Source organism: Citrobacter sp. Cpo065 (genome assembly GCF_030332805.1).
Classification (GTDB): domain Bacteria; phylum Pseudomonadota; class Gammaproteobacteria; order Enterobacterales; family Enterobacteriaceae; genus Citrobacter; species Citrobacter portucalensis.
In genome coordinates this window covers 27,423-39,602 of record NZ_JAOWHC010000017.1, presented here as the reverse complement: position 1 = coordinate 39,602, position 12,180 = coordinate 27,423, and the positions used below count along the sequence as shown (strand labels likewise).

10 protein-coding genes and 4 tRNA genes are annotated in these 12,180 nt (G+C 53.2%); 2 read left to right on the top strand and 12 right to left on the bottom strand.

The window, feature by feature from the left end:
- Positions 1-11 precede the first annotated feature (11 nt).
- A complete protein-coding gene (hemX, locus tag OGY68_RS00265; RefSeq protein WP_057067469.1) occupies positions 12-1,199 on the top strand; it encodes a uroporphyrinogen-III C-methyltransferase in 1,188 nt (395 codons plus the stop codon).
- 2 nt (positions 1,200-1,201) lie between these two features.
- The gene (hemY, locus tag OGY68_RS00260) at positions 1,202-2,401 is read left to right on the top strand and encodes a protoheme IX biogenesis protein HemY (RefSeq protein WP_048215221.1); all 1,200 of its coding nucleotides are present in this window, start codon (positions 1,202-1,204) and stop codon (positions 2,399-2,401) included.
- Positions 2,402-2,856: 455 nt separating this feature from the next.
- Here the strand turns inward: hemY and OGY68_RS00255 are convergent.
- The 12 genes from OGY68_RS00255 to rfbA form a co-directional block, all read right to left on the bottom strand.
- Positions 2,857-2,933, bottom strand: a tRNA-Pro gene (locus OGY68_RS00255).
- 41 nt (positions 2,934-2,974) lie between these two features.
- A tRNA-Leu gene (locus tag OGY68_RS00250) sits at positions 2,975-3,060 on the bottom strand.
- Positions 3,061-3,080: 20 nt separating this feature from the next.
- Positions 3,081-3,156 (bottom strand) — tRNA-His (locus OGY68_RS00245).
- 56 nt (positions 3,157-3,212) lie between these two features.
- Positions 3,213-3,289 (bottom strand) — tRNA-Arg (locus tag OGY68_RS00240).
- Positions 3,290-3,391: 102 nt separating this feature from the next.
- Positions 3,392-4,777: a bifunctional threonine/serine APC transporter ThrP gene (thrP, locus tag OGY68_RS00235; protein WP_003828980.1), complete on the bottom strand. Its 1,386-nt coding sequence runs from the start codon at positions 4,775-4,777 to the stop codon at positions 3,392-3,394.
- Positions 4,778-5,055: 278 nt separating this feature from the next.
- On the bottom strand, positions 5,056-5,796 hold the full coding sequence (gene wecG / locus OGY68_RS00230) for a lipopolysaccharide N-acetylmannosaminouronosyltransferase (protein ID WP_048237111.1): 741 nt from the start codon (positions 5,794-5,796) through the stop codon (positions 5,056-5,058).
- Positions 5,796-7,151: an ECA oligosaccharide polymerase gene (gene wzyE, locus OGY68_RS00225; protein ID WP_020996101.1), complete on the bottom strand. Its 1,356-nt coding sequence runs from the start codon at positions 7,149-7,151 to the stop codon at positions 5,796-5,798. Before wzyE ends, wecG begins: the two co-directional genes overlap by 1 nt.
- On the bottom strand, positions 7,148-8,227 hold the full coding sequence (locus OGY68_RS00220) for a TDP-N-acetylfucosamine:lipid II N-acetylfucosaminyltransferase (protein WP_057067468.1): 1,080 nt from the start codon (positions 8,225-8,227) through the stop codon (positions 7,148-7,150). Before OGY68_RS00220 ends, wzyE begins: the two co-directional genes overlap by 4 nt.
- On the bottom strand, positions 8,224-9,474 hold the full coding sequence (gene wzxE / locus OGY68_RS00215) for a lipid III flippase WzxE (protein ID WP_003017971.1): 1,251 nt from the start codon (positions 9,472-9,474) through the stop codon (positions 8,224-8,226). The genes OGY68_RS00220 and wzxE overlap by 4 nt, the downstream gene beginning before the upstream one ends.
- Position 9,475: 1 nt before the next feature.
- Positions 9,476-10,606, bottom strand: coding sequence for a dTDP-4-amino-4,6-dideoxygalactose transaminase (gene rffA / locus OGY68_RS00210; protein WP_008787075.1), 1,131 nt, complete (start codon positions 10,604-10,606; stop codon positions 9,476-9,478).
- Positions 10,607-10,610: 4 nt separating this feature from the next.
- Entirely contained in the window at positions 10,611-11,288 is a 678-nt protein-coding gene (rffC, locus tag OGY68_RS00205) for a dTDP-4-amino-4,6-dideoxy-D-galactose acyltransferase (RefSeq protein WP_057067467.1), read from the bottom strand.
- Positions 11,266-12,147: a glucose-1-phosphate thymidylyltransferase RfbA gene (gene rfbA / locus OGY68_RS00200; protein WP_032945685.1), complete on the bottom strand. Its 882-nt coding sequence runs from the start codon at positions 12,145-12,147 to the stop codon at positions 11,266-11,268. Before rfbA ends, rffC begins: the two co-directional genes overlap by 23 nt.
- Between the last annotated feature and the right edge of the window lie 33 nt (positions 12,148-12,180).

The window sequence follows — 12,180 nt, the reverse complement described above, 5'->3', positions numbered from 1 at the left end:
GGGATGCCATAATGACGGAACAAGAAAAATCCTCCGCCGTGGTTGAAGAGACCAGGGAGGCCGTGGAAACCACGTCACAGCCAGTCAATACTGAAAAAAAGAGTAAGAACAGCACGGCGCTGATTCTGAGCGCTGTGGCGATTGCTATTGCGCTGGCTGCAGGCGTTGGGCTGTACGGCTGGGGGAAACAACAGGCAACAACACAAACGGCAACCAGCGATGCGCTGGCGAACCAGTTGACGGCGCTGCAAAAAGCGCAGGAAAGCCAAAAAGCTGAGCTGGAAGGTATTATTAAACAGCAGGCAACACAGCTGGATGAAGCCACTCGCCAGCAGGCCACGCTGGTCAAACAGCTTGATGAAGTCCAGCAAAAAGTCGCCACCATCTCCGGCAGCGATGCGGGCACATGGCTGCTGGCGCAGGCTGATTTTCTGGTGAAACTGGCCGGTCGTAAATTATGGAGCGATCAGGACGTCACCACCGCCGCTGCGCTGTTGAAAAGCGCCGACGCGAGCTTGGCGGATATGAACGACCCGAGCTTAATTACCGCGCGACGTGCGATTACTGACGACATCGCGAGCCTCTCCGCGGTAACTCAGGTCGACTATGACGGCATTATCCTGAAAGTGAATCAGCTCTCTAATCAGATTGATAATCTGCGTCTGGCCGACAACGACACCGACGATTCTCCAATGGACTCCGACAGCAGCGAGCTTTCCAGCTCGATTAGCGAATGGCGCGTCAATCTGCAAAAAAGCTGGCAGAACTTTATGGACAGCTTCATCACTATTCGTCGTCGTGATGAAACCGCCGTCCCGCTGCTGGCACCGAACCAGGACGTTTACTTACGTGAGAACATCCGTTCTCGTCTGTTAGTGGCCGCACAGGCCGTGCCGCGTCATCAGGAAGAAACATACCGCCAGGCGCTGGAAAATGTCTCCACATGGGTGCGTGCTTACTACGACACCGACGATGCAGCGACCAAAGCGTTCCTTGAAGAAGTAGACCAGCTGAGCCAGCAAAGCATCAGTATGGATGTTCCGGAAACGCTGCAGAGCCAGGCTATTCTCGACAAGTTAATGCAGACCCGCGTACGTAATTTACTGGCGCAGCCTGCCACAGCACCGGTAGCAGTAGCACCTGCGCCAGCGCCAGCGCCTTCGACAGATGCTCCGGCAACCGCGCCGCAAGGAGAATAATGATGCTAAAAGTATTGTTGCTCTTTGTGCTGTTGATCGCCGGGATCGTCGTCGGTCCGATGATAGCCGGTCATCAGGGTTACGTGCTGATCCAGACGGATAACTACAATATCGAAACCAGCGTTACGGGCCTGGTGATCATCCTTATCGTCGCCATGGTCGTCCTGTTTGCGATTGAATGGCTGTTGCGCCGAATTTTCCGCACCGGCGCACATACCCGTGGGTGGTTTGTGGGTCGTAAGCGACGTCGCGCCCGTAAGCAGACCGAACAGGCGCTGCTCAAACTGGCAGAAGGTGACTATCAGCAGGTTGAGAAGCTGATGTCGAAAAATGCCGATCATGCAGAACAGCCGGTAGTGAATTACCTGCTGGCGGCAGAAGCGGCTCAGCAGCGCGGTGACGAAGCGCGCGCCAACCAACACCTTGAGCGTGCTGCCGAACTGGCCGGAAATGATACGATCCCGGTAGAAATCGCTCGCGTTCGCCTGCAACTGGCGCGTAATGAAAATCACGCCGCACGCCACAGCGTAGACAAACTGCTGGAAGTGACGCCACGTCATCCGGAAGTGCTGCGTCTGGCTGAGCAGGCCTACATTCGCACCGGCGCATGGAGTTCCTTGCTGGATATCATCCCATCCATGGCAAAAGCGCATGTGGGTGATGATGAGCACCGCGCCATGCTGGAACAACAGGCATGGGTTGGCTTGATGGATCAAGTCCGCGCCGATCAGGGCAGCGAGGGGCTGCGTGCATGGTGGAAAAACCAGAGCCGTAAAACCCGTCATCAGGTTGCCCTGCAGGTGGCGATGGCTGAACATCTGATTGAGTGTGACGATCACGATACGGCGCAGCAGGTCATCATTGATGGTTTGAAACGTCAGTACGATGACCGCCTGGTGCTGCCGATCCCGCGTCTGAAAACCAATAATCCGGAACAGATAGAAAAAGTGCTGCGCCAGCAGATTAAAGCCGTGGGCGATCGCCCGTTGCTGTGGAGTACGCTGGGTCAGTCGTTAATGAAGCATGGGGAATGGCAGGAAGCTACGCTCGCCTTCCGTGCCGCTCTCAAACAGCGCCCGGATGCCTATGACTACGCCTGGCTTGCTGACGCGCTGGACAGATTGCACCAGCCGGAAGAAGCCGCCACCATGCGCCGTGATGGCCTGATGTTGACGCTGCAGAACAACAATCCCCCGCAGTAACTCCTGAATGCCCGGTGGCGCTTTCGCTTACCGGGCCTACATATTTTTCAATCGTATAAACAAAATCCTTCGAGAAGTCGCTCGAAGGATTTTGTTTATGCATAAAAAAACGCCCGCTCGGTAAGGAGCAGGCGTTAAACAGGTCTGTATGACAACATAAATGGGTGCTTCACTCAACGTTATGTCCATGGTGTTTGATGAGGCCTGAGCGACATCTGTCTGTGGACGATAAGCACCGTAAACGGCTCTGCATCATTCCTGAGTTTATGAGGCCTGATGGCGAACATAAGAGATGGAATGAGCATCTACCCGCATATTATTGCACAACGCATGCCACGATTGCACTGCAAAAACCAGGTATTCGGACTTTTTAAGACTTCAGGAAATTCGCAGATGCGCAGGCTAAGAAGGGAAAATCTGAAAACAAAAAACCCCGCCGAAGCGGGGTTCAAAATTGGTCGGCGAGAGAGGATTCGAACCTCCGACCCACTGGTCCCAAACCAGTTGCGCTACCAAGCTGCGCTACTCGCCGTTTTACTGCTTTTTGAATTTTTAGTTCAATTCTTTAAGTCGTGGTGCGAGGGGGGGGACTCGAACCCCCACATCCTAAGGACACTAACACCTGAAGCTAGCGCGTCTACCAATTCCGCCACCTTCGCATTTCACAACTTTAAATTAATGGGGTGGCTAATGGGATTCGAACCCACGACAACTGGAATCACAATCCAGGGCTCTACCAACTGAGCTATAGCCACCACTGCAAATCTTTTACGCGGTATTAAAACCACCGCAGCTCTGGCACCCTACTAAATGGTGCGCCCGACAGGATTCGAACCTGAGACCTCTGCCTCCGGAGGGCAGCGCTCTATCCAGCTGAGCTACGGGCGCTTAGCGCCGTTGCGGGGCTGGATATTACGGAGGTCTCGGTCTTCTGTCTAGTGCTTTTTTAAAATAAATTATCGTTTGGTCATGGTTTGTGCGTTTTGTCGCTTATTCCCGCAATTTATGGGCTGTGCCATGACGATTCAGACCAAAAACCTTATAAATGAGCGTCACGGCCAGTAAGAAACCCATGCCAACAAAAAGCGACATTCGGGTATCTTCATTAAAGTACATGCCAATTAATACGCAAATCAGGAACGCCATCGTCAAATAATTCGCCCACGGGAACAGAATGGAGCGGAATGGATGACTGGCAATCGCCGCTTTATGCGCCTGACGGAAACGCAACTGGCTTATCAGGATCACAAACCACGGCACCATCCCCGGCAACACGCTGGCACTATAGACATAAACAAACACGCGCTGCGGGTTAGGAATGATGTAGTTCAGGCATGAGCCAATCAGCAGGATCGCGATAGAAATAGCCACTCCGGCAACCGGCACGCCATGGCGTGATACTTTTCCAACAACGGCAGGAAGCTGGCGATTCTTTGCCAGCGCGTAGAGCATACGCCCACAGCTGTACATGCCGCTGTTACAGCCAGACAGCGCCGCCGTCAGCACCACAAAGTTAATAATCCCTGCCGCAGCAGTAATACCAATCTTGGCAAAGGTGAGAACAAACGGGCTGCCGTTGCTGCCAATCTCATTCCACGGGAAAATAGTGACGATGACAAAAATCGCACCAACGTAGAAAATCAGAATGCGCCACAGCACTTTACCCACCGCGCTACGCAGCGTGACCTGTGGATTCTTCGCTTCCCCTGCAGTGATACCGATCAGCTCCACGCCCTGGTAAGACGCCACAACAATACACAATGCCGTCAGGAAGCCCTTCCAGCCCCCAGCAAAGAAGCCGCCGTGCTCGGTCAGGTTGCCAAAACCAATCGCCTGGCCGCCATTGCCAAAGCCGAAGAAAATCACCCCAACCCCAATGACGATCATCACAATGATGGTGGTCACTTTGATCATGGCAAACCAGAACTCAATTTCACCATACAGGCGAACCGCAGCGAGGTTTGCCAACGCAACCAGTCCTACCGCGATCAGTGCGGGTATCCATTGCGCCATTTCCGGGAACCAGAACTGCACATACACCCCGATGGCGGTAATCTCTGAGATCCCCACCGCCATCCACATAAACCAGTATGACCAGGCGGTGAGATAGCCAAAGAAGGGGCTCATATAACGGTGAGCGTAAACAGCGAATGAACCTGCAACCGGCTCGAGGAATAACATCTCCCCCATAGAACGCATAATGAAAAACACGAACAGCCCGGCGACGATATACGCCAGCAGAACCGAAGGTCCCGCCCATTTAAGGGTACTGGCGGCCCCCATAAATAGCCCAACGCCAATAGTGCCCCCAAGGGCAATTAATTCGATGTGACGAGCCTCCAGCCCACGCTGTAGCTCAGGTTTGTTCTCAGCCATAAATCCTCTTGATGTGTTTGCATGCTGTCCGGTATTACCGGTTCTCGTTATGGGTACATCTTGTTATGCCATAACAGGCCATGCGGCACCGACCGCTTTACGGTTGGCGCCAAAAACACCACGGCACTGCAATGATTGTTGCGAATGGTTTCCTAAAATCGCTTAAATGGCAATTAAAGCATTCAAAAAATGAATAGATTGTGCGATAAAGCAGCGATTATGTTGTGAATAAGTAGCGTAATTAGCAGATCACGCTACTTATCAGAGGAGAGAGGGCGTCAGAGGTTGCCGGTATAGTGCCAGCGGAGATAGCGTAATAAGCGAAGTTGTCGAGTAATACGGCTCGGCTGCGACAATAAGCGATACAGCCACTCCAGCCCCAGATTTTGCCAGATTTTAGGCGCACGCTTAACGTGACCGGTAAAGACGTCGTAGGTGCCCCCTACGCCCATATACAGCGCGTCGGGGTGAGTCTTGCGGCAATCACGCATAAAGATCTCTTGTTTTGGCGAACCCATCGCCACCGTCACAATTTGCGCACCGCTGGCGTGAATACGCTCAAACAACGCCTGACGCTGCTCTGGGGTAAAATAACCGTCCTGACTACCCACAATGTTCACACGCCACTGCGCACGTAGTTTTGCTTCTGTTTGTGCCAGAACTTCAGGCTTGCCGCCAACCAGGAAAACTGGCGTTCCGTTTTGCCCAGCTCGCGCCATCAACGCTTCCCAAAGGTCAGCTCCGGCCACGCGTGAAACCTGCGCCTGTGGGAATTTTTTGCGCACCGAACGCACCACGCTAATCCCATCCGCATACTTGAACTCCGCGGCGTTGATCAGCTCCCTCACTTCAGGGTTATCTTCTGCTGTCAGCATCTTCTCAGCGTTGATAGCCACCAGCGTTCCTGACCTGAGGCGTCCTTCGGCAAACAGGTAATTCAGCGCATGTTGCATATCGCGCCAGCCAATCAGTTGTAATCCGCGCAGCGAATACAGCGGCGCAGTTGTGTTATCTGTCATTACGATCCTTCAATCTGTGTCCGGGGCAGCGATTTGATTCGTTTATGAATGAGTCCCGCGCTATCAAACAGCCAGAACAACAATTTTGCCACCAGTAGGCAAACGCCGAAAATCACGAGGAAAAAGACCACTCGTGAGACAAACGAATCCAGCCCTTCACGTGCCAACACGATCATATTGAAAATGGCGCCAAAACAGAAACTGTGCAAAATCGCCGCCTTATAGCGATTGGTTTCTCGGTTACCTAGCTCATACAGCCAGTCGAACCACTTGATGATGAGCCCAACAACAATCGCGCCTAATGGTATAAACAGCGCCCCGCCCATCACCACCAGTGAACCAATTAACGTCGGCGAAATCGCCAGTCCTGAGTGGTTGTTCAACACTTCCCAGGTAAAGTAGTTCGCTGAGTTGAGTACAATACTCGGCCGCCCAGGCCACAGCCAGGAGGGAATAAAGACGTAGAAGTCACGGACAATCGGCGCCAGCCCCTGGAACTCAATATTGTGGTAATTCTGCAGCAACAGCGCCAGGTTCTCCCACGGTGAGAAGGTGTCGCGCGTAAGGTACAGGAACGTATAGAACGCCTCATCGCCGCTAACGCTCATTCCGTAGCGCTTCAACGCCAGCCAGAACATCCCGACAATGCCCAACACGCCTGCAGCGGCCAACATCCACAGCGAAATCCAGCCGCGAATAATGCCGATAAACAAGAAGATGGCAAACGCGATAATGATATTGGCCCGCGTCCCACCCACAATCATATAGGTCAGCAAACCAAACGCGACGGTACTCACGAGGAAGAACACCCACGCTTTGCTGTCCTGACGCAAGAAATAAACCACCAGCATTGCCGGAATGAAGAAGTAGAAGAAACGCTTCAGAGCGACGCCAGAGACTTCACTGGAAAAAATCTGGCTATAGGATTGCAGTCTGAACAGCAGGAATCCGTTGTGCATAAAGAAGATGCCCACGCTCACCAGCGCAATCGCCATCAGGATAACCCAGGTCAAATGGGCTTCAACACGATTGATGGTAAACAGCGGCCTGCGCGGCTTATCATCTACTCGTTTGCGCAAGCGCGTTTTATACGTCACGTAGTAGACGGCATAGAAACAGGCGGCTGACAGCAAGGCCTGCAGCAGGATCTCCGGCGGAGCCACTGCCACATCAAAGCGGAACACCAGGATGCTGGTTAACGGGAATCCGAAGAAGAACGTCAGCAAGAACAACAATGAGAAGAAAACATTGAAGTTAAAACGCACGCGGCGGAACTCAAACCAGGTCAGCGTGGCGATAAACAAGGTGGAGAGCAGCCAGACCACCAGAAGACCGCTGAATTGCATCAGGCTCATACGGTTTCTCCTGAAGCAATGCGCAGCGCGTTGTGCCACGGCTGCAGATAATTCGGGCTAAAGAAGGTAATAGTATTTTTATCTACCGATGCCAACTGGCGCTGCGCTTCACGTACGACGCCTTCATTGAGATCATCAGTGGTAAATAACACCGGAAGATTTTGTTCCACCATATCCTGCCAGAAGGGATTTTCACGGTTGAGCACGCATGGGATACCCGCCTGGATCAGCAAACACAGGGTACCGATTCCCTGTTGACGGGCAAAAATAAAGTAACCCAAATCGCATTGACGCAATAACGCGAGATAAGCGTCAAATTCCAGCTTTTCACTCAAAATTTGCAGATTATCAGCGCTAAATAATGCCAGGCCAGCCTGGCGAACCTCGTCGATATAGGCCGCATTATTGGCGGGATAACCCATCGGCACAATCACATTCACCGTGTCGCCAAACTGCTGATGGACGGCGCGAAGCGCGGCAACATGCTCATTGCTGCGATCGCCAGAGTTGCCAACCAGCACCGTCATCTTGCCGCTGCGCTGGCAATCATTGCTCATGTTATTGAGTGACGGATCCATTCGCGTTGGGAAATAGAGCAACTCACCCCGCACACGGGGATGTTGCTCGGCGAAATAACGTAAATCGCCCCGTGTGGCAAACACGCAGCCCACACGATTCTGCGCCATGCGGCGAATCGGGTAAAACAGGCGGAATTTCAGCCCACTGGAGACTTCGTATAAATCAGCGCCCCAGATATGCCAGTAAAACTGCGCCGGTTTAATCCCGCCACTCAGCAGCGCCAGCCACAGGCTGGTGTTGAACTGGCCGTGGAAGAAGAAACGCTGTTGGCGATCCGCTTTTGCTTTCGCGATCACAGCGTCAGCAAGCGCCTTTTTCCCGCTGTAGAAGCTTAGCGATAACGCCGGGCAGCTCTCACTGAGTCCCGCATCCTGACCGGCAACCATAAACGTGCGCGCATGCTCGCTCGTCGCGGCCAGCGAGTCGTTGAAAAACCGCAACACGGTTTGGTTATGGTGAGGGATATCCGATCCCAGAACGTGAATCAGTACAGTCATGCCCGCCTACGCCAGAGTAAAAACACGCCACAACAAAGAGAAAAATAGACGATGTACGTTGCCATATAAGCCTGTGCCGCACCCAGCGCACCGTGTGCAGGGATCAGCCAGTGAGCAAACACCGTCAATAACATGAACTGGCTAATTTCAGCCAAAATATAAAACCGCAGCGATGCTTTCGCGATCACCAGATACCCAAAGACATACGCCCCAACTTTCAGTACATCGCCGACCAGTTGCCAGGCAAACAGATCGCGCATGGCGGTGAATTTTGCGGAGAAAAGCAGCCAGATCGCAAAATCACGCAGCAACCAAACAGTAAAGCTCGCAGCGGCAACCGCCGGTAACACGAACTTCAGCGACTTAACCACCTCGCGCGTAATGTCGCGCTTTTCGGTCAGTCGAGACAACGTCGGAAGCAAGTAAACGCTGAATGAGGCGGTAATGAATTGCAGATAAGCATCAGAGATACTGCTTACTCCCTGCCAAATCCCCACATCATCCCAACTGTACTGCGCCGCCAGCAGGTTTCGCATCATCACGTATGCCACAGGCAGCGTTACGGAGGTAATCAGCGCCATCAGGGTAAACTTGCTTAGCTGTCCAGCCAGGCCGTTATCCCACGAGGGTTTCAGGTAATGCAGGGGAATTGCCCCACGCTTAATCAGCATAATAGCGGCGGGGATAACGACCAACGCGGGCACTAACGCCAGACCCAGCAAAGCGCCTTCATACCCTCCCAGGCGATAACAGCCATAATAAGCCACTACGCCCACCAAGCTACCCACAATCAGCGACAGCGCGTTACCCGCCGCATCACGAAAGCCCTTCATCAACGCCAGCAGCAGGTTCGCCCAGGCAATACCCATCTGCACCAGCGCAACCAGTCTTACCAGCCCCTGATAATGAGTATGGCCAAACAATCCCTGACTGATTGGCGCGGCCGCCAGCAGAAAAATCACCGCCATCAGCGTAGAGAATCCCAGCACCATCGCGGAAGATGTACCGACTACCTTACGGAGCCGGGTCGGATCGTCATGATGCTGCGCAACATATTTCGTGACGCCGTTGAAAATGCCGGCCCCCGCCAGGACACCAAGCACGGTGACCATCTGGCGGAAGTTACCCGCCTGCCCCACGCCTGCCGGGCCAAACGACACCGCCAGCAGCTTCACGACCAGCAAACCTGCACCAATTTTTACCAGCGTACTGGCTGCCGTCCATAAGGACGCTTTAGCAAGCGACATATCAGGCGAAGTAGTTGAGTAAGGTCGAAATGACCGTTCGCTGGTTTACTGGCGACAGGTTGTAAAACAGCGGCAAGCGAAGCAGACGCTCGCTCTCTTTAGTGGTGAAACGATCAACACCGGCAAATACGCCGAATTTATCGCCAGCCGGACAATCATGTAGCGGGATATAGTGGAACACCGCCATAATTTCAGCTTCTTTCAAGAAGTTAATCAACGCCGTGCGATCGTCGATATCGCGCAGCTTGATATAAAACATATGGGCATTCTGCACGCAGTTTTCCGGGACAGAAGGCAGATCAATGCGTCCGACACGCGCCAGCGGTTCGAGAGCATCATAGTAGTTCTGCCACAGCGCCAGACGCTGCTGGTTAATACGGTCAGCCGCTTCCAGTTGCGCCCACAGATAGGCAGCCTGCAGATCGGACATCAGATAGCTGGAGCCAATATCACGCCAGGTATACTTATCCACCTGACCGCGGAAAAACTGGCTGCGGTTAGTTCCTTTTTCACGGATGATCTCTGCACGTTCGACTAATTTTTTATCATTAATCAGCGTCGCACCACCTTCACCGCCTGCGGTATAGTTTTTGGTCTCATGGAAGCTAAAGCAACCGATGTGACCAATCGTCCCCAGCGCCCGACCTTTGTAAGTCGACATGACGCCCTGGGCCGCATCTTCCACGACAAACAGGTTATGTTTGGTCGCCAGCGCCATGATGGTATCCATTTCACAGGCTACGCCCGCGTAATGCACCGGAACGATAGCGCGGGTCTTGTCGGTGATCGCCGCTTCAATCAGCGTTTCGTCAATGTTCATGGTATCCGGGCGGATATCAACAAAGACAATTTTCGCGCCGCGCAGCACGAAAGCATTGGCCGTGGAGACAAACGTATAGCTCGGCATAATGACTTCATCGCCAGGCTGGATATCCAGCAGCAATGCCGCCATCTCAAGCGATGCAGTGCAGGAAGGCGTCAGCAATACTTTCTCGCTGCCAAAATGCTGTTCCAGCCACTGTTGGCAACGACGGGTAAAGCCGCCGTCGCCACACAGTTTACCGCTGTTCATCGCAGACTGCATGTAATCGAGTTCAGTGCCCACCACCGGCGGTGCGTTAAATGGAATCATCGTGTCACCTGTATAACCAATACGCGGTGCTTTCCACATTCGCACCACTGTGTATATAACGTTTAAGCGCGGCGGTATTGCCCATTTGGGTTGCCACGCGTAATGTTGTTTTACCGCGAGCCTGCGCCCAGCAAAGGGCAGCCTGCATCAGTTCTGCTCCCACCCCACGCCCGGCCAGCAGGCCAATTCGCGCATCGGTCGCATTCAGTTCACGCAGCGAGACATAGCCACGAATATCACCTGCCTGTGTACGAAAAACGAGGCATTGATGATCGAACGTCCCCAGCACCGCGTTTTCAATCCACTGCGCATAAAAACGCGTGCTGGCATCTGCGGCATACCACGGGGCACGAAAACGACTTTGCGCGAACGCCTGCCCTGCCAGTTGGCGTAATGCAGGGATATCCGTAGTTTGTGCGATCTGCGCACCGGGGTCGCCATGCGCACACATCACCGGCAGCACAAAATCCACTTCACCTTCAACCAGTGAGAAGCCCAACTGTTGCAGGGCGTCTAATTCATGGGTATTGGCGGCAGGAATTTTTGCCTGTACCCGCGACCAGGGCTGCAACATATCCGCAGTCAGAACCGGCGCGTGTTGGTCAAAACGCACAATGGCGCTATTCACGCCAAAGAACGTATTTTCCCAGCTAAGCGGCTCAATACTGGCGCGGACGAGCACGGAGCAGCTCCAGCAGGTATTGACCATAACCCGTTTTGGCCAGTGAACTGGCAGCACGCTTCACGCCTTCGTCATCCAGCCAACCGTTACGCCAGGCGATTTCTTCCAGACAGGCTATTTTAAAGCCCTGACGTTTCTCCACCGTCTGCACAAACGTGCTCGCTTCGATCAAACTGTCATGCGTACCGGTATCCAGCCAGGCAAAGCCACGCCCAAGCAATTCGACCGTCAAATGCCCGTCATCAAGATACATCTGGTTGATAGACGTAATCTCCAGCTCCCCACGCTCAGAAGGTTTTACGCGTTTTGCATATTCCACCACCTTGCTGTCATAGAAATAGAGACCAGTCACTGCCCAGTTGGATTTTGGTGCTTTCGGCTTCTCTTCCAGCGAGATAGCTCGAAAATTGTCGTCAAACTCCACGACACCAAAACGTTCAGGATCCATCACCTGGTAACCAAACACCGTCGCGCCTTGCGTTCTGGCGGCTACGTGACGCAGTTTTGGACTGAATCCCTGACCAAAGAAGATATTGTCTCCTAACACCAGACATGATGGTTCACCGTTAAGGAACGTTTCACCAATGATAAACGCCTGTGCTAATCCATCCGGACTGGGTTGCTCAGCATAGTGCAATTCAATGCCGAACTCAGATCCATCGCCCAGTAAGCGCTGGAAATAGCCTTTATCTTCCGGTGTAGTGATAATCAGGATTTCGCGAATTCCCGCCAGCATCAATACTGATAACGGGTAGTAAATCATCGGCTTATCGTAAATAGGCAATAGCTGCTTCGATACGCCACGCGTAATGGGATACAGGCGAGTACCTGAGCCACCCGCCAGAATGATACCTTTCATGCGTTGTCTCCTCCGGGAGCCAAAACCAGGCTG

Bases quoted from the DNA above. Each gene is read 5' to 3' on its own strand.
- hemX (WP_057067469.1), top strand. From the start codon at position 12: ATGACGGAACAAGAAAAATCCTCCGCCGTGGTTGAAGAGACCAGGGAG.
- hemY (WP_048215221.1), top strand. From the start codon at position 1,202: ATGCTAAAAGTATTGTTGCTCTTTGTGCTGTTGATCGCCGGGATCGTC.
- thrP (WP_003828980.1), bottom strand. From the start codon at position 4,777: ATGGCTGAGAACAAACCTGAGCTACAGCGTGGGCTGGAGGCTCGTCAC.
- wecG (WP_048237111.1), bottom strand. From the start codon at position 5,796: ATGACAGATAACACAACTGCGCCGCTGTATTCGCTGCGCGGATTACAA.
- wzyE (WP_020996101.1), bottom strand. From the start codon at position 7,151: ATGAGCCTGATGCAATTCAGCGGTCTTCTGGTGGTCTGGCTGCTCTCC.
- OGY68_RS00220 (WP_057067468.1), bottom strand. From the start codon at position 8,227: ATGACTGTACTGATTCACGTTCTGGGATCGGATATCCCTCACCATAAC.
- wzxE (WP_003017971.1), bottom strand. From the start codon at position 9,474: ATGTCGCTTGCTAAAGCGTCCTTATGGACGGCAGCCAGTACGCTGGTA.
- rffA (WP_008787075.1), bottom strand. From the start codon at position 10,606: ATGATTCCATTTAACGCACCGCCGGTGGTGGGCACTGAACTCGATTAC.
- rfbA (WP_032945685.1), bottom strand. From the start codon at position 12,147: ATGAAAGGTATCATTCTGGCGGGTGGCTCAGGTACTCGCCTGTATCCC.